The 20136-nt window shown below is 72.0% G+C and carries 1 protein-coding gene; it reads left to right on the top strand.

From position 1 onward, the window contains the following. The first annotated feature begins 18 nt into the window (after positions 1-18). On the top strand, positions 19-20106 hold the full coding sequence (locus AC07AG_RS27940) for a type I polyketide synthase (protein ID WP_478758705.1): 20088 nt from the start codon (positions 19-21) through the stop codon (positions 20104-20106). Positions 20107-20136 lie beyond the last annotated feature (30 nt).

Genomic DNA, 20136 nt, shown 5'->3' with positions numbered 1-20136 from the left:
CCTGAAGGGTCGCAACACATGTCCAACGAGGAGAAGTACCTCGACTACCTCCGCCGAGCCTCCGTGGACCTCCAGGAGGCACGCGGCAAGCTGCGGGAGGCCGAGGAGCGCGAGGCCGAGCCGATCGCGATCGTCGGCATGAGCTGCCGGTTCCCCGGTGGTGTGCGCTCGCCGGAGGACCTGTGGCGACTCCTGCAGGACGGCAAGGACGCCGTCTCCGAGTTCCCCACCAACCGTGGCTGGGACCTGGAGGCACTCTTCGACGACGACCCCGACCGGCAGGGGACCTGCTACACCCGTGAGGGCGCCTTCATCCACGACGTGCCGGACTTCGACCCGGCCTTCTTCGGGATCTCACCGCGCGAGGCCGCGGCGATGGACCCGCAGCAGCGCTTACTCCTCGAGACCTCCTGGGAGGCCTTCGAGCGGGCGGGCATCGACCCGCACACGCTGCGGGGCAGCAGGTCGGGCGTGTTCGTCGGCACCAACGGCCAGGACTACCTGGCCCGCCTGCTCACCGGCGCGCCGGAGGGTTACGAGGGCTACCTCGGCACCGGCAACGCGGCGAGCGTCATCTCCGGCCGGCTGTCCTACACCTTCGGTTTCGAGGGCCCCGCGCTGACCATCGACACCGCCTGCTCGTCGTCCCTGGTCGCGATGCACCTCGCGGTGCACGCGCTGCGGCACGGGGAGTGCCCGATCGCCCTCGCGGGCGGCGTCACCGTGATGTCGACGCCCGGGGTGTTCATCGACTTCAGCCGCCAGCGCGGCCTGGCCACGGACGGCCGTGTCAAGGCGTTCGCCGACGCCGCCGATGGCACCGGCTGGGGCGAGGGCGTGGGTCTGCTGGTCCTCGAGCGTCTCTCGGACGCGGAGCGCAACGGCCACGAGGTCCTCGGAGTGATCCGCGGCTCGGCGGTGAACCAGGACGGCGCGTCGAACGGCCTGACCGCCCCGAACGGCCCTTCCCAGCAGCGGGTCATCCGCCAGGCGCTGGCGAGCGCACAGCTCACCGCGGCGCAGGTGGACGCGGTGGAGGCGCACGGTACGGGTACGAAGCTGGGCGACCCGATCGAGGCGCAGGCACTGCTGACGGCCTACGGCCAGGACCGGCCCGCAGACCGGCCGCTGTGGCTGGGCTCGGTGAAGTCCAACATCGGTCACACGCAGGCGGCTGCGGGTGTGGCCGGTGTGATCAAGATGGTGATGGCGATGCGGCAGGGCGTACTGCCGAAGACGCTGCACGTGGATGAGCCGTCGTCGCATGTGGACTGGTCCGCGGGCGCTGTCGAGTTGTTGACGGAGGCGCGTCCGTGGCCTGAGACGGGTCAGCCGTGGCGGGCGGGTGTGTCGTCGTTCGGCGTGAGTGGCACGAACGCGCATGTCATCGTCGAGCAGGCTCCGGTGGTCGAGCAGGAGGAGCAGGAGCAAGCATCGGAGCCGGTAGGTGACGCGGGTCTGGTGCCGTGGCTGCTGTCGGCCAAGAGCCCCGAGGCGCTGCGGGAGCAGGCCGCACGGCTCAAGTCCTTCGTGGACGAGGCGTCGGATCTGGCCGTGGCGGATGTGGGCCGTGCGCTGGTGTCCTCGCGTGCGGTGCTTGAGCACCGTGCCGTGGTGGTCGCCGGTGAGCGGTCCGAATTCCTGGCGGCCCTGGCGGCCGTGGCCGAGGGGCATCCGACCGGTGCCGTGGTCACGGGCCTTGCCGACGCGCCCGGACGACTGGCCTTCTTGTTCTCGGGTCAGGGTTCGCAGCGGCTCGGTATGGGTCGCGAACTGGCGGCCCGTTTCCCGGCGTTCGCCGAGGCACTGGACGCCGTACTCGCGGAGTTCGGGCCTGAGGTCCGTGACGTCCTGTTCGGCGAGGACGCCGACGCGCTGAACGAGACCGGGGTGACGCAGCCCGCGCTGTTCGCGGTCGAGGTGGCGCTGTTCCGGCTCCTCGACTCCTGGGGCGTGCAGCCCGACGCCCTGGCGGGGCACTCCATCGGTGAGCTGGCCGCCGCCCATGTGGCGGGCGTGTGGTCGCTGTCCGACGCGGTCAAGGTGGTGTCGGCGCGTGGCGCGCTGATGCAGGCGCTGCCGTCCGGTGGCGCGATGGTGGCGATCCAGGCGTCCGAGGCCGAAGTCGCGTCCGGCCTGCCGGAGACCGTTGGTATCGCTGCCGTCAACGGCCCCAACTCCGTGGTCATTTCCGGTGCCGCCGCTGACGTTGAAGCGGTCGCGGAGCGTTGGCGCGAGGCGGGCCGGAAGGTGTCTCGCCTGAAGGTCAGCCACGCGTTCCACTCGCCGCTGATGGACCCGATGCTGGATGACTTCCGCCGGGTGCTTGAGGGCGTGTCGTACGAGGCGCCTTCGATTCCGATCGTGTCGACGCTGACCGGAGTCCGCGCGACCGCCGAGGAGTTGGCCTCGCCCGAATACTGGGTGCGCCACGTGCGCGAGTCGGTGCGGTTCGCCGCTGCCGTCGGCACGCTCGTGGACGACGAGGTGACCACGTTCGTCGAGGTCGGCCCGGGTGGCACGCTGTCGGCGCTGGGTCAGCAGTCCGCACCGGATGCGGCCTTCGTGCCGGTCCTGCGGAATGACCGCCCGGAGGCGGTTGCCGCGACGACGGCCGCGGGACAGCTGCATGTGCGTGGTGTCCGAGTGGACTGGGAGGTGTTCTTCGCCGGGCGCGGTGCGCGGCGGGTGGACCTGCCGACGTACGCGTTCCAGCGCGAGCGCTACTGGCTGGACGCCCCCTCCGCCGATATGGAGGTTGGGCTCCTGTCGCCGGTGGAGGCGCGGTTCTGGGGAGTCGTGGAGGACGGCGACATCGCCGACCTCGCCCGTACGTTGGATGTGTCGTCGGACGCTCCGCTGAGTGCGGTGCTGCCGAGGCTTTCCGCCTGGCGCAAGGAGCAGCAGGGGCGCTCCACCGTGGACGGTTGGCGGTATGGGGTCGAGTGGCGGTCGGTGGCTGCCGGGTCTGGGCGCCTGGATGGTGTCTGGCTGGTTGTCGCGCCGGTTGGTGAGGACCGTGCCGATTGGGTGCGTGAGTCGCTGAGCCGGAACGGTGCGGACGACGTGCACGTCCTGCACGTGGATGTGGACGCGGAAGCGGCCGACTGGGCGGAGCAGTTGACCGGTCTGTCGGCGTTGAATGGTGTGGTCTCGCTGCTGGGTCTCGCCGATGCGGGCGCATCGTCCGTGCCTGCGGGTGTCGCGGCCACGATTGGTCTGCTGCAGGCGCTGGGTGAGGCGGATGCGCCGCTGTGGTGCCTGACGTCGGGCGCGGTGTCGGCGGGTGCGGACGATGTGGTTGCCGGTTTCGAGCAGTCGATGCTGTGGGGTCTTGGCCGGGTGGCCGCTCTGGAGCAGCCCGGCCGCTGGGGCGGCCTGGTCGATCTGCCCGAAGCGCAGGACGAGACGACCGGCGACCTTCTCGCGTCCGTCCTCGCCGAACCGAACGGCGAGGACCAGATCGCCCTGCGTGGCGGCGGGATGCTCGGGCGCAGGCTGGTGCCGGCGCCGATGAGCACGAACACCCTCGGCACCGGCTGGACGCCGAGTGGGACGGTCCTTGTGACCGGTGGCCTCGGTGCCCTGGGCGGTCACGTGTCCCGCTGGTTGGCGGGGAACGGTGCCGAGCACGTCGTGCTGGTGAGCCGTCGCGGACGCGCAGCTGATGGTGCCGCGGAGCTGGAGGCCGAGCTCGTCGAGCTGGGCGCACGCGTCACGTTCGCCGCCTGCGACATGGCGGACAGGGAGTCCGTCGCCGAGCTGCTGGCGGGCATTCCGTCGCTCACTGCGGTAGTGCATGCGGCGGGTGTCGAGCGTTCAGGTGTTCTCGCCGGCCTTGATCCGGCTAATCTGGGTGAGTTCGCTGATGTGATGTCGGCGAAGGTGGACGGTGCGCGCAACCTCCACGAGCTGCTGGGTGACCGGCAGTTGGACGCGTTCGTGCTGTTCTCGTCCATTGCTGGTGTGTGGGGCAGTGGCGGGCAGGGAGCGTATGCGGCTGCCAACGCGTATCTGGATGCCCTTGCCGGGCACCGTCGGGCGGCGGGTTTGCCTGCGACGGCGGTTGCGTGGGGTCCTTGGGGTGGTGGCGGCATGGTCGCCGGTGCCGGTGGCGATGCGGCGGGGCATTTGCGGCGCAGGGGTCTGCCGACGATGTCTCCTGCGGTGGCGATCGCTGGTCTGGCCACGGCTCTGGAGCGCGGTGACGGTAATGTGATCGTTGCTGATGTGGACTGGGAGCGGTTCGCGGGCACGTTCATGGCGCAGCGGCCGAGTCCGTTGCTGGGTGAACTGCCCGAGGTGCGTGCGGCGTTCGAGGCCACTTCGGCGGCCGATGGTATGTCGGAGTTGGCGCTGCGTCTGTCGGGTCTGGACGAGGCTGAGCAGGAGCGGCAGCTCACGGAGTTGGTGCGGTATGAGGCTGCCGCGGTGCTCGGTCATGTGTCGGGTGATGCGTTCTCGGCGTCTCGTGCGTTCAGGGAGTTGGGGTTTGACTCGCTGACGGCGGTGGAGCTGCGCGCCCGGCTGAGTGAGGCCACGGGTGTCGCGCTGCCGGCGACGTTGGTCTACGACTACCCGAACGCGGCGGTCCTTGCCGCGTACCTGCGTACCGAACTGTCCGGCGTTGTCCCCACTGCATCCGCTTCCGTGACCGTGTCGAGCGCGTCCGACGAGCCGATCGCGATCGTGGCGATGTCGTGCCGGTTCCCGGGCGGTGTGTCGAGCCCGGAGGAACTGTGGGACGTGGTCCTCGCGGGTGGGGACGCGGTGTCGGAGTTCCCGACGGATCGTGGTTGGGACTTGGAAGCGCTGTACGACCCCGACCCGGACGGGGTGGGAACCTCGTATTCGCGTTCCGGTGCCTTCCTGTCCGACGTGGGCGCGTTCGACCCGGCGTTCTTCGGGATCTCGCCGCGCGAGGCCCTTGCCATGGACCCGCAGCAGCGACTGCTCCTTGAGACCTCCTGGGAGGCGTTCGAGCGGGCAGGCATCGACCCGGATTCGCTGCGCGGTGAGCGCGTAGGCGTGTTCGTAGGGTCGAACATGCAGGACTACGGATGGGTGCTGGGCGCGGCTGCCGACGACATGGGCGGTTACGTCGCGACCGGCAACGCGGCCAGCGTGGCCTCCGGCCGCCTGTCCTACACGTTCGGCCTTGAGGGCCCGGCCGTCACGGTGGACACGGCGTGCTCGTCGTCGCTGGTGGCCCTGCACCTGGCGGTGCAGGCGCTGCAAAGGGGCGAGTGCGAACTGGCGCTGGCCGGCGGTGTGACGGTGATGTCGACGCCGACCTCGTTCGTCGAGTTCAGCCGCCAGCGTGGTCTCGCCGTGGACGGGCGGTGCAAGGCGTTCGCCGCCGGTGCCGACGGCACGGGCTGGGGCGAGGGCGTCGGCATGCTGTTCGTCGAGCGGCTCTCGGACGCGCAGCGCAACGGCCACCAGGTGCTGGCCGTCGTACGGGGCTCGGCCGTCAATCAGGACGGTGCGTCGAACGGCCTGACCGCCCCGAACGGCCCGTCGCAGCAGCGCGTCATCCGCCAGGCACTGGCAAGCGCGGGCCTGGAGTCGGCCGACGTGGATGTGGTCGAGGCGCACGGTACGGGCACGAAGCTGGGCGACCCGATCGAGGCCCAGGCCGTCCTCGCCACCTACGGCCAGGACCGGCCCGCCGACCGGCCGTTGTGGCTGGGCTCGATCAAGTCGAACCTTGGTCACACGCAGGCCGCGGCCGGTGTGGCGGGCGTGATCAAGATGGTCATGTCGATGCGGCACGGCGTGCTCCCCAAGACCCTGCACGTGGACGAGCCGTCACCCCACGTGGACTGGTCCGCGGGTGCGGTGGAGTTGCTCACTGACGAACGTGAGTGGCCCGCTGTGGACCGGCCGTGGCGAGCAGGCGTGTCGTCGTTCGGGTTCAGCGGTACCAACGCGCACACCATCATCGAGCAGGCCCCCGCCGTCGAGCAGGAGGAGCAGGCCGAGGCACGGGAGCCGGATCGCGACGCAGGACTGGTGCCGTGGCTGCTGTCGGCCAAGAGCCCCGAGGCGTTGCGGGAGCAGGCCGCACGGCTCAAGTCCTTCGCGGACATGACTCCTGAGCTGAGTGTGGGGGACGTGGGCCGTGCGCTGGTTTCCTCACGTGCGGTGCTTGAGCACCGTGCCGTGGTGGTCGGTGCCGACCGGGCGGAACTGCTGGCCGCATTGGCGGCCGTGGCCGAGGGCCGGGCGACCGGTGCCGTGGTCACGGGTGTCGCCGATGAGCCCGGCCGACTGGGCTTTCTGTTCTCGGGGCAGGGTTCGCAGCGGCTCGGTATGGGGCGCGAACTGGCTTCCCGTTTCCCGGTGTTCGCCGAGGCGCTCGACGCCGCGCTGTCGGAGTTCGACCCGCAGGTACGTGAAGTCCTCTTCGGCGAGGACGCCGATGCGCTGAACGAGACGGGTGTCACGCAGCCCGCGCTGTTCGCGGTCGAGGTGGCCCTCTTCCGCCTCCTTGAGTCGTGGGGCGTCCGCCCCGACATGCTGGCGGGGCACTCGATCGGCGAGCTGGCAGCGGCCCACGTGGCCGGTGTGTGGTCGCTGGCTGACGCCGCCGCCGTGGTGTCGGCCCGTGCCGGGCTGATGCAGGCGCTGCCGACGGGCGGCGCGATGGTCGCGGTCCAGGCGTCCGAGGCCGAGGTCGCATCGGAACTCCCGGAGACCGTCGGGATCGCCGCGGTCAACGGCCCGAACTCGGTGGTGATTTCGGGTGTGGCCGCTGACGTTGAAGCAGTCGCGGAGCGTTGGCGCGAGGCGGGCCGGAAGGTGTCTCGCCTGAAGGTGAGCCACGCGTTCCATTCGCCGTTGATGGACCCGATGCTGGATGACTTCCGCCGGGTTCTGGAGGGAGTGTCGTACGAGGCTCCCGCGATCCCGATCGTGTCCACGCTGACCGGCGCCCGCGTCTCCGCCGATGAGTTGGCCTCGCCGGAGTACTGGGTGCGGCATGTGCGTGAGTCGGTGCGGTTCGCCGACGCCGTTCGCACGCTCGTGGACGAGGGCGTGGCGACGTTCGTCGAGGTGGGCCCCGGCGGGACGCTGTCCGCGCTGGGCCAGGAGTCCGCGCCGGACGCCGGGTTCGTCCCGGTGCTGCGGAACGACCGCCCGGAGGCGGTTGCCGCGACGACGGCCGCGGGACAGTTGCACGTACGTGGTGTCCGAGTGGACTGGAATGTGTTCTTCGCCGGTCGCAGTGCGCGGTGGGCTGACCTGCCGACGTACGCGTTCCAGCGTGAGCGCTACTGGCCTGACGTCCAGCCGGTGATCGGAAATGTCGCGGCAGCCGGGCTCGGTGCCGCCGAGCACCCGCTACTCGGCGCGACCGTGACCCTCGGCGGCACGGATGGTGTGCTGCTGACCGGCCGGTTGTCGGTCCAGACCCACCCGTGGCTGGCCGATCACGAGATCATGGGCTCGGTGCTGCTGCCCGGCACGGCGTTCGTCGAGCTGGCGGTGCGCGCCGGTGACCAGGTCGGGTGCGACCTGGTCGAGGAGCTGACCCTGGAAGCGCCCCTCGTTCTGCCCGAGCAGGGTTCGGTGCGGGTTCAGGTGTGGGTCGGTGCGGCGGACGAGTCGGGCCGGCGTGAGCTGAGCTTCCACTCCAGCGTGGGTGACACCGACGACGGCCGTTCATGGACCCGGCACGCCACCGGTGTGCTGGGAGCAGGCGGCCGCTCCGGCGGTGCTTCGCTGGTGGAGTGGCCGCCCGCAGGCGCGGAGACCGTGGACCTGGACGGCTACTACGACCGCATGGTCGCGGGCGGCTTCGGCTACGGCCCGGTGTTCCAGGGACTGCAGTCGGCCTGGCGCAGCGGGAACGAGATGTTCGCCGAGGTCGCGCTCCCGGACGGCGTGAAGGCTGAGGGATTCGGTCTGCACCCGGCGCTGTTGGACGCGACGCTGCAAGCCATCGGGCTGATGGGCGAGGCCGACGCTCCCGGCAAGCTGCCGTTCTCGTGGTCGGGTGTGCGGCTGCACGCCTCGGGTGCGACGGCGCTGCGGGTGCGGCTGTCGCCCACCGGCGCGGACGGAGTGGCGCTGACGGTCGCGGACGGCTCCGGCGCACCGGTGGCCACGATCGACTCGCTGGTGCTGCGCCCGGCCGCACTGGCCCAGGTCGCCGGTGACGACCGCGATGACGCGCTGTTCGGTGTCGACTGGGTGTCGGTGCCCGTGGCCGGGGACGATGTTCCGACGGTCGAGTGGACCGACCTGGAGGCGCTGGCTGGGGCGGCGGAGCTGCCTGAATTCGTCATTCTGTCGTGCCCGGTCACCTCCACGTCCTCCGACTCGGCCACCGGTGCGCATGAGGTGGCGCACTGGGCGCTGAATGCGGTCCAGTCCTGGCTGGCGGACGGGCGGTTCGACGCGTCGCGTCTGGTCATCGTGACCCGTGGCGCGATCGCCGCCACGGCCGATGACGACGTACGAGATGTCGCTCAGGCGGCGGTGTGGGGTCTGGTGCGCTCCGCTCAGTCGGAGAACCCGGACCGGATCGTGCTGGTCGACCTCGACGACGAGGCGTCCTCGCTCGACGTACTGCCGTCCGCGCTGGCCACCGGTGAGCCCCAGCTCGCGTTGCGCTCGGGCGCCGCCACTGCCCCGCGCCTGGCCAGGGCCCGGCAGTCCGTGGTCGAAGACCCCGGCTTCGGTACCGGCGCCGTGATGCTGACCGGTGCCACGGGCACGCTGGGCGGCCTTGTCGCCCGGCATCTGGTCGCCGAGCGGGGCGTGCGCAACCTGCTCCTGGTGAGCAGGCGCGGCTCTGCCGCCGAGGGTGCCGAGGAACTGCGCGATGAACTCAGCGCGCAGGGCGCCGAGGTGACGTACGCGGCCTGCGATGTGGCCGACCGCGAAGCCCTCGCGGCGCTGCTCGCCGAGCACGAGATATCCGCGGTGGTGCACACGGCGGGTGTGCTGGATGACGGCACGATCGGCTCGCTGACGGCGGAGCGGATCGACGCCGTGTTCCGGCCGAAGGTCGACGCGGCCTGGCACCTTCACGAGCTGACCCGCGACCTCGACCTGTCCGCCTTCGTGATGTTCTCGTCCGCCGCCGGTGTCTTCGGTGGCGCCGGCCAGGGCAACTACGCGGCTGCCAACGCGTTCCTGGACGCGCTCGCCCAGCACCGTCACGCATCCGGCCTTGCCGCGACCTCGCTCGCGTGGGGCCTGTGGGCCTCCGGCGGCGGCATGGCAGGCAGCCTCGACGAGGCCGACGTACGACGGATCACCAGCGGCGGCGCGATACCGATCGGCGCGGCCGAGGGCCTTGCGCTGTTCGACGCGGCGGGATCCACGGGCCGCGCGCTGCTGGCGCCCGTTCCCCTCGACCTGACCGTGCTGCAGCGGCAGGCGCGTTCCCACCCCGTGCCGCACCTCTTGCGCGGCCTGGTGCGGGGCACCGCACGCAGGACTGTCGACCCCGCCGCCGCCCGGACCGCACTGGCGCAGTCCCTCGCAGGCATGACCGAGGCCGAGCGGGAGAAGGCACTGCTGGACCTCGTCCGTACCCACGCCGCCGCGGTGCTCGGCCACAGCTCGGCACACGCCGTCGCACCCGACCGCGCCTTCCGCGAACTGGGCTTCGACTCGCTCAGCTCCGTCGAGCTGCGCAACCACCTCAACGCGGCCACCGAGCTGCGCCTGCCCGCCACGCTGGTCTTCGACTACCCGAGCCCCGCGGCACTCGCCGCCTTCATCGGCACGGAGTTCGCGGGCGCGCCCGTCGTCGCGGCGCCCACCCGCACGACCGTCGCCGTGAGCGACGAGCCCATCGCGATCGTCGGCATGAGCTGCCGCTACCCCGGCGGGGTCAACTCGCCCGAGGACCTGTGGCGACTCGTCCTTGACGGCGCCGACGCCATCAGTGAGTTCCCTGTCAACCGTGGCTGGGACCTGGACGCCCTGTACAACCCGGACCCCGAGCACATGGGTACCTCGTACACCCGCGAGGGCGGCTTCCTGCACGACGCCGATCTGTTCGACCCTGCGTTCTTCGGGATCTCGCCCCGCGAGGCCCTTGCCATGGACCCGCAGCAGCGACTGCTCCTTGAGACCTCCTGGGAGGCGTTCGAGCAGGCCGGTATCGCTCCGGAGTCCGCGCGGGGCAGTGCGACCGGGGTGTTCGCGGGCGTGATGTACCACGACTACGTGGCGCGGCTGCGTTCCGTCTCGGAGGACGTCGAGGGCTACCTCGGCACCGGCGGGGCCGGCAGCGTCGCCTCCGGCCGCGTCGCCTACGCCCTGGGCCTGGAGGGCCCCGCCGTCACCGTCGACACCGCGTGCTCCTCGTCCCTCGTGGCCCTGCACTGGGCGATCCAGGCGCTGCGCCAGGGGGAGTGCTCGATGGCGCTCGCCGGTGGTGTCGCCGTGATGGCGAGCCCGGCGACCTTCGTCGACTTCAGCCGTCAGCGCGGCCTGTCCGCCGACGGTCGGTGCAAGTCGTTCTCCGACGACGCCGACGGCACCGGCTGGGGCGAGGGCGTCGGCATGCTCCTCGTGGAGCGCCTCTCGGACGCCCGCCGCAACGGACACCCCGTCCTTGCCGTCATCCGTGGTTCGGCGGTGAACCAGGACGGCGCGTCCAACGGTCTCACCGCGCCGAACGGCCCCTCGCAGCAGCGCGTCATGCGACAGGCCCTCGCGAGCGCGGGCCTGACCCCGTCCGACGTGGACGCGGTCGAGGCGCACGGCACCGGCACGACCCTGGGCGACCCGATCGAGGCCCAGGCCCTCCTTGCCACTTACGGCCAGGACCGTGCCGGTGAGCCCCTGTGGCTCGGCTCGATCAAGTCGAACATCGGTCACACGCAGGCCGCCGCGGGCGTCGCGGGTGTGATCAAGATGGTCATGGCGATGCGCAACGGTGTGCTGCCGCAGTCCCTGCACGTCGGCGAGCCCTCGTCGAACGTGGACTGGACCGCGGGCGCCGTCGAGCTGTTGACCGAGGCACAGCCCTGGCCGGAGACCGGACGCCGGCGTCGCGCCGGTGTGTCGTCGTTCGGCGTGAGCGGCACGAACGCGCACACCATCATCGAGCACGTACCGGACGAGGATCACGCTCCGGCCCCCGTCGACGGCGTACTGCCGTGGGTGCTGTCCGCACGGAGCGCGGAGGCGCTCCGTGACCAGGCGATCCGGCTGCGGGAGCACGTCGCGGGTGAGCCGGAGGCCGGTGCGCCGGACCTCGCCTACTCGTTGGCGACGACGCGATCGGCCTTCGACCACAGGGCCGTTGTCGTGGGCGACGACCGGGCGGCGCTCCTTGACGGGCTCGACGCTCTCGCCGAGGGCCGGCCGTTCCCGGGCCTGGTCACCGGGTCCGTCGCCGTGGGCGGCGTGGGCTTCCTGTTCTCGGGTCAGGGTTCGCAGCGGCTGGGTATGGGGCGTGAACTGGCTTCCCGTTTCCCGGTGTTCGCCGAGGCGCTCGACGCCGTACTGGGTGAATTCGACCCGGCGGTTCGCGAGGTCCTGTTCGGTGAGGATGCCGATGCGCTGAACGAGACCGGGGTGACGCAGCCTGCGTTGTTCGCGGTCGAGGTGGCGCTGTTCCGGCTCCTTGAGTCGTGGGGTGTGCGACCCGACGTCCTTGCCGGGCACTCGATCGGCGAGCTGGCCGCCGCGCACGTGGCCGGTGTCTGGTCGCTGTCCGACGCCGTCAAGGTGGTGTCGGCGCGGAGCGCGCTCATGCAGGCGCTCCCCTCCGGTGGCGCGATGGTCGCGATCCGGGCCACCGAGGCCGAGGTCGCGTCGGACCTGTCGGAGACCGTCGGGATTGCCGCGGTCAACGGCCCGAACTCGGTGGTGATTTCGGGTGTTGCTGCTGACGTTGAAGCAGTCGCTGAGCGGTGGCGCGAGGCGGGCCGGAAGGTGTCTCGCCTGAAGGTCAGCCACGCGTTCCACTCACCGCTGATGGACCCGATGCTCGACGACTTCCGCCGGGTCCTTGAAGAGGTGTCGTACGAGGCACCGGGCATCCCCATCGTGTCGACGCTGACCGGTGTCCGCGCCTCCACCGAGGATCTGGCGTCCCCGGAGTACTGGGTGCGCCACGTGCGCAAGTCGGTGCGGTTCGCCGACGCCGTCGGCACGCTCGTGGCCGAGGGCGTGGCGACGTTCGTCGAGGTCGGTCCGGGCGGCACGCTGTCGGCGCTCGGCCAGGAGTCCGCGCCGGACGCCGGGTTCGTGCCGGTGCTGCGGAACGACCGCCCGGAGGAATCCGCGCTGATCTCCGCCGTGGCCCAGCTCTGCACGTGGGGCACGCGGGTGGACTGGGAAGCCTTCTTCGCCGGTCGTGGCGCACGCCGGGTCGGCCTGCCCACGTACGCGTTCCAGCACCAGAGCTACTGGCTGGACGCCGGTGTGTCGGCAGGCGACCTGGACGCTGCGGGGCTCGGCTCTGCCGGTCACCCGCTGCTCGGTGCGATCGTCGACACGGCCGACTCGGACGGGCAGCTCTTCACCGGCCGCTTGTCGGTGGCGACCCACCCGTGGCTGGCCGATCACGTCATCCAGGGCTCGATCCTGCTGCCCGGTACGGCGTTCCTCGAGCTGGCGGTGCGCGCCGGTGACCAGGTCGGATGCGATCTGGTCGAGGAGTTGACGCTGGAGGCGCCGCTGGTGGTGCCCGAGCGCGGTGGCGTACGGGTGCAGTTGCAGGTCGGTGAGGTGGACGAGTCCGGCCGGCGTTCGGTGACGGTGCACGCGCGGGACGACGACGCTGACCTGTGGGTGCGGCACGCGAGCGGTGTGCTCGTGGCCGGAGCCGAGGTGGCCCCGGCCGATGTCGGCGCCTGGCCGCCGGCCGGTGCGCAGGTCGTGGACCTGGACGGGCTCTACGACCGTATGGCCGACGGCGGATTCGGCTACGGGCCGCTCTTCCAGGGGCTGCGGGCCGCGTGGCGCAAGGGCGACGAGGTGTTCGCCGAGGTCGCGCTGCCGGACGGCGCGGGAGTGGACGGTTTTGGTCTGCACCCGGCGCTGCTCGACGCGGCGCTGCACGGCATCGGGCTGATGGGCGGTCCCGAAGGACCCGGCAAGCTGCCGTTCTCGTGGTCGGGTGTGCGGCTGCACGCCTCGGGCGCGACGGTGCTGCGGGTGCGGCTGTCGCCCGCGGGGTCGGACGGCGTGTCGTTGGCGGTCGCGGACGGCTCCGGTGCTCCGGTGGCCACGATCGAATCGCTGGTCCTCCGGCCGGTGACGGCGACGCTGTCGCGGCAGGGCTGGGAGTCGCTGTTCCGCCTGGACTGGGTGCCCGCGGCCGTGCCGGCCGGGAGCGCCGGTCCGGTGGCGGAGTTCGCGGACTGGGCCGCCGTACGGTCGGCCCTCGACGCGGGCGAGCCGCTGCCGGACCACGTCGTGGTGCGGTGCGCCAGGTCCCGGGACGTGGACGCCGTGCGCCGGGAGACGCTGAACGCCCTGGAACTCGTACAGGGCTGGCTGACCGATGACCGGTGCTCGGCGTCGCGGCTTGTCCTTGTGACGCGTGGCGCTGTCGCGGTGGGCGCCGAGGACGACGTCGCGGACCTCGCGTCGGCCGCGGTGTGGGGTCTGGTGCGGTCCGCACAGCTGGAGGACCCGGATCGCTTCGTCCTGGTGGACGTCGACGACGAGGACGGCTGGCGGCAGGCGCTGACGACCGGGGAATCCCAGGTCGTCGTGCGGGACGGACGGGTGTACGTGGCCCGCCTCGCGCGAGTGCGGCCGGAGACCGGCACCGACCCGGCGTTCGGTCCGGACAGCTCGGTCCTGGTGACCGGCGCGTCGGGTGCCCTGGGCAGTCTCGTCGCCCGGCACCTCGTCGGCGGGCACGGGGTCGGGCGCCTCGTCCTGGCCAGCAGGCGCGGGCAGGCGGCGGAAGGCGCCGAGGAGCTGCGTGCCGAACTGGTCGCGCAGGGCGCCGACGTGACGTTCGCGGTGTGTGACGTCGCGGACCGGGACGCGCTCGCCGCGCTCATCGCCGAGCACCCCGTGACCGCTGTCGTGCACACCGCCGGTGTGCTGGACGACGCCACGATGGGCTCGCTGACCTCGGATCAGGTCGACACCGTGTTCCGGCCGAAGGTCGACGCGGCCTGGAATCTGCACGAGCTGACGCGTGACCTGGACCTGTCCGCGTTCGTGCTGTTCTCCTCGGTGGCGGGCACCCTGGGCGCCACCGGCCAGGGCAACTACTCGGCCGCCAACGCGTTCCTCGACGGCCTGGCCCGGCGCAGGCGCGCCCAGGGCCTGCCCGCGACCTCGCTGGCCTGGGGCCTGTGGGCCGACGGCATGGGCGCCAAGGTGGCACAGTCCGCTGCTACCGGCCTGTCCGCGGAGGAGGGCGTCGCACTGTTCGACGCGGCGGTCTGTGGGACCGACCCGGTCGTCGTGCCGATGCGGCTCGACCTGCGGGCCGTACGGGAACTCCCCGTGATTCCACCGGTGTTCAGCGGTCTCGTGCGGACGACGGCCCGCAGGGCTGCGGAGACCGGGGTCGACCCCGCCGCCGCGCTCCGCGACCGCCTCGCGTCGCTGGCCGAGGACGAACGCGAGCGGGTGCTCCTCGACCTCGTCCGCACCCAGGCCTCCGCGGTGCTCGGCCACGCCGGTCCCGAGGCGGTCTCGCTCGGCCAGGCCTTCACCGAGCTGGGCTTCGACTCGCTGACGGCCGTCGACCTGCGCAACCGGCTCAACCTGGCCACGGGCCTTCGCCTGCCCGCCACGCTGGTCTTCGACTACCCGACCCCCGCGGCACTCGCCGAGTTCATCGGCACGGAGTTCGCGGGCGCGCCCGTCGTCGCGGCACCCACCGCCACGGTCGTGGCCGCGACCGACGAGCCGATCGCCATCGTCGGCATGAGCTGCCGTTACCCCGGCGGCGTACGCACGCCGGAGGACCTGTGGCGACTCGTCCTCGACGGCGCCGACGGCATCACGCCGTTCCCGACCGAGCGCGGCTGGGACGTGGAGGGGCTCTACGACCCGTCGGGCGAACGGGACGGCAGCTCCTACACCCGCGAGGGCGGCTTCCTGCACGACGCCGACCTGTTCGACCCGACGTTCTTCGGGATCTCGCCCCGTGAGGCGCTTGCGATGGACCCGCAGCAGCGACTGCTCCTGGAAACATCCTGGGAGGCATTCGAGCGGGCCGGCATCGACCCCAGGTCGCTGCGCGGCAGCGCGACCGGCGTGTTCGCGGGCGTCATGTATCACGACTACGCCTCCCAGCTGCACGGCGTGTCGAAGAGCAGCGAGGGATTCCTCGGTACGGGCAACGCGGGCAGCGTCGCGTCCGGCCGCGTCTCCTACACGTTCGGCCTCGAAGGCCCCGCGATGACCGTGGACACGGCGTGCTCGTCGTCGCTGGTCGCGCTGCACCTGGCGGCGCAGGCACTGCGGTCGGGGGAGTGCTCGCTCGCGCTCGCGGGTGGCGCCACCGTCATGGCGACGCCCGGCGCGTTCGTCGACTTCAGCCGCCAGCAGGGCCTGTCCGCCGACGGCCGGTGCAAGTCCTTCTCCGCCGACGCCGACGGCACCGGCTGGGGTGAGGGCGTCGGAATGCTCGTACTGGAACGTCTCTCGGACGCCCGCCGCAACGGACACCCCGTACTCGCGGTGGTCAGCGGCTCCGCGGTGAACCAGGACGGTGCGTCGAACGGCCTGACCGCTCCGAACGGCCCGTCGCAGCAGCGGGTCATCCGCCAGGCACTCGCCAGTGCGGGCCTGACCCCGTCCGACGTGGACGCGGTCGAGGCACACGGCACCGGCACCACCCTGGGCGACCCGATCGAGGCCCAGGCGCTGCTCGCCACCTACGGACGCGACCGCGCGGGTGAGCCGCTGTGGCTGGGCTCGTTGAAGTCCAACATCGGCCACACCCAGGCCGCCGCGGGTGTGGGTGGCGTCATCAAGACGGTGATGTCGCTGCGGCACGGCGTGCTGCCGAAGACGCTGCACGTCGGCGAGCCCTCGCCGCACATCGACTGGGCGGCGGGCGCCGTGGAGCTGCTGACCGAGGCACAGCCGTGGCCTCAGGCGGACCGGCCCCGACGGGCGGGAGTCTCGTCCTTCGGCTTCAGCGGCACCAACGCGCACGTCATCATCGAGTCGCCGGAGATCGAGTCCCCGGCGGACGTCGACGCGCCGAAGACCCCCGAGGCACTGGCCGGTCCGTGGCTGCTCTCCGGCCGCACCGACAGCGCGCTGCGCGACCAGGCGGCGCGGCTGCGCGACCACCTGACCGAGCGGCCCGACCTCGACCCCACTGACGTCGCCCGCGCACTCGCGACCTCGCGGGCCGGGTTCGAGCACCGGCTCGCCGTCGTCGGCAGGGACGTGGCCGACCTGACGGCCGGGCTCACCGACGCCGTCGAGGGACGGCCGGGCACCGGAGTCGTGCTGGGTGTCACCGATGAGCACCGGGTCGGCTTCCTGTTCTCGGGTCAGGGTTCGCAGCAGCTGGGGATGGGCCGTGAACTGGCGGACCTTTTCCCGGTGTTCGCCGAGGTGCTGGACGCTGTACTGGGCGAATTCGACCCAACGGTCCGCGAGGTGTTGTTCGGCGAGGACGCTGACGCGCTGAATGAGACGGGGGTGACGCAGCCTGCTCTGTTCGCGGTCGAGGTGGCGTTGTTCCGGCTTCTTGAGTCGTGGGGTGTGCGGCCCGACGTCCTGGCGGGGCATTCGATCGGTGAGTTGGCTGCCGCCCATGTGGCGGGTGTGTGGTCGCTGGCTGATGCCGTGAAGGTGGTGTCGGCGCGTGGCGCGCTGATGCAGGCGCTGCCCGAGGGCGGTGCGATGGTGGCGATCCAGGCGACCGAGGCCGAGGTCGCGTCGGATCTGCCGGACACCGTCGGTGTCGCCGCGGTCAACGGGCCGACGTCGGTGGTCATCTCCGGTGTCGACACCGACGTGGAAGCAGTCGCTGAGCGGTGGCGTGAGGCGGGCCGGAAGGTGTCTCGCCTGAAGGTCAGCCACGCGTTCCACTCGCCGCTGATGGACCCGATGCTTGACGACTTCCGCCGGGTTCTGGAGAGCGTGTCGTACGAGGCTCCCGCGATCCCGATCGTGTCCACGCTGACGGGCTGCCCGGCAACCGCCGAGGAACTCGCTTCCCCGGAGTACTGGGTGCGGCACGTACGCGAGTCCGTGCGGTTCGCCGACGCCGTGGCCGGTATCGACGCGGACGTCCTCGTCGAGATGGGACCCGGTGGCGTCCTGTCGGCCCTTGGCCAGGAGTCGCTGCCGGACGCGGCGTTCGTGCCGGTGCTGCGCGGCGACCGCGCGGAGGACGGTGCCGTCATGACGGCACTCGCCGAACTGCACGTGCGCGGCGTGCACGTCGACTGGGCCGCCTACTTCGAGGGCAGCGGCTACGGAGTCGACCTGCCGACGTACGCCTTCCAGTACCAGCGGTTCTGGCCCGACACGAGCGTGCGGCCCATCACCGACGCGACCGGGCTCGGGCTCGGCTCCGCCGACCACCCGCTGCTCGGCACCGCGGTCGCGCTCGCGGACGAGGACACCGTCCTGTTCACGGGCAGGCTGTCGCTGCGCACGCATCCGTGGCTCGCCGAGCACGAGATCATGGGATCGGTACTGCTGCCCGGAACGGCGTTCGTCGAGCTGGCGGTGCGCGCCGGTGACCAGGTCGGTTGCACCTCGGTGGAGGAGCTGACCCTTGAGACACCGCTGGTGCTTCCCGAGCACGGCGGTGTGCAGGTTCAGGTACGGGTCGGCGCGCCGGACGAGTCCGGCCGACGTCCCATCGCGGTCCACGCGCGGGACGAGAGCGGCGACCTGCCGTGGTCCCGGCACGCCAGCGGAGTCCTCGCCGATGACGGCGGCGCCCCCGCCGACCTCGGCGCGTGGCCGCCGGCGGGCGCGGAGGCCGTCGAACTGGACGGTTTCTACGACGGCATGGCCGACGGCGGGTTCGCCTACGGTCCGGTGTTCCAGGGCCTGCGGTCGGTGTGGCGCAGCGGGGACGAGGTGTTCGCCGAAGTCGCGCTGCCGGAGGAAACCGCCGTCGCCGGGTTCGGCGTACACCCGGCACTCCTCGACGCGGTGCTGCACACGGTGGCGTTCGGCGTACTGCCCCCGGTCGAGCACGGACGGCTGCCGTTCGCGTGGACGGGGGTCCGCCTGCACGCCGAGGGCGCGACGACGCTGCGGGTGCGGCTGACCGCGGTGGGACCTGACGCGGTGGCCCTGGCCGTCGCCGACGGCTCCGGTGCCCCGGTCGCGACCGTGGACTCGCTGGTCCTTCGCGCGGTGTCTCCCGGTTCGCTGGGGACGGCGCGCGGGCACGAGTCGCTGTTCCGCCTCGACTGGGTGGCCGCTTCGGCGGCGGCCGGAAGTGCCGGTTCGGTGGCGGAGTTCGCCGACTGGGCGGCGCTACGGTCGGCGCTCGACGCGGACGAGTCGCTGCCGGAGAACGTCGTGGTGCGGTGCGCACGGCCCGGTGACGTGGACGCGGACGCCGTGCACCGGCAGGTGCACACCGCTCTGGAACTGGTACAGGGCTGGCTGGCCGACGACCGCTGCGCTCAGTCGCGCCTGGTCCTTGTGACCAGTGGCGCGGTGGCGGTGGACGACGGCGACGACGTGGCGGACCTGGCGTCGGCCGCGGTGTGGGGTCTGCTGCGGACGGCACAGGCGGAGAACCCGGACCGCTTCGTCCTGGTGGACGTCGACGACGAGGACGGCTGGAAGCCTGCCGTCGTCAGCGCGGAACCCGAGCTGGCCGTCCGCGCCGGCGAGACGTTCGTGCCGAGGCTGGTGCGGGCCCGCCCCGAGATCGAGGACGGGCGGGACTTTGGTGCCGGTCCGGTTCTTGTGACCGGTGCGAGCGGGATGCTGGGCGGCCTTGTGGCCCGCCATCTGGTCGTACGGCACGGGGTGCGACGTCTGGTGCTTGCGAGCAGGCGCGGTCAAGTCGGCGCTCTGCACGACGAGTTGGTCGGCCTGGGGGCCGAGGTCGCGGCCGTCGCCTGTGATGTGGCGGACCGGGACGCGGTGGCGGCGCTCCTCGCCGAGCACCCCGTGACGGCCGTCGTGCACGTGGCGGGTGTCCTGGACGACGGTGTGATCGGGTCGCAGACGCCGGAGCGGATCGACACCGTGTTCCGGCCGAAGGTCGACGCGGCCTGGAATCTGCACGAGCTGACGCGTGACCTGGACCTGTCCGCATTCGTGCTGTTCTCGTCCGCGGCGGGCACGCTGGGCAACCCCGGCCAGGCCAACTACTCGGCGGCCAACGCGTTCCTGGACGCACTCGCCCGGCACCGGCACGTCCAGGGCCTGCCCGCGACATCGCTCGCGTGGGGCCTGTGGGCCGGAGAGGACGGCATGGGCGCCCGGATGGCGGAGAGCGGAGCCGCGGGCCTGTCCGCCGATGAGGGCATGGAGCTGTTCGACGCGGCGGCGCTCGGGACCGACCCGGTCGTCGTGCCGATGCGGCTCGACCTGCGGGCCGTACGGGAACTCCCCGTGGTTCCGCCGGTGTTCAGCACTCTCGTGCGGACGACGGCCCGCAGGGCGGCGGACACCGGGGTCGACCCCGCCGCCGCACTGCGGGACCGGCTCGCGGCGCTGCCGGCGACCGAGCGGACGTCCGCGCTGATGGACGTGGTGTGCACGCACGTCGCGGCCGTACTGGCGCTGCCCGGCGCCGGAGCGGTCGACGAGCGGCGCGCGTTCACCGAGCTGGGCTTCGACTCGCTGACCGCGGTCGAGCTGCGCAACCGGCTCGGCGCGGCCACGGGCCTGCGCCTGCCCGCCACCGCGATCTTCGACTACCCGACCCCGCTCGACCTGGTCGGTCACATCGAGGACGCGCTCGTCGTCGACGAACCCGACGGGGTGGCGCCGCTGCTCGCCGAGCTGAGCCGCATCGAGGCGGGCCTCGCCTCGGTCAAGCCCGGCGACGACGCGGACGACCGGGTCGGCGCCCGTCTGTCGGCGCTCCTCGCCGTGTGGCGCGACAGCCGTGCCGACGCCGCCGCGCAGGCGTCCGACGACCTCGACGCCGCCACGGACGACGAGGTGTTCGACCTGCTCGGCAAGGAGTTCGGCATCTCCTGACCCGCCCCGCCCTGGCCACTGCACTTGCAC

This window comes from Streptomyces sp. NPDC044044, assembly GCF_056434405.1.
This window is presented reverse-complemented; position numbering and strand designations above follow the sequence as displayed.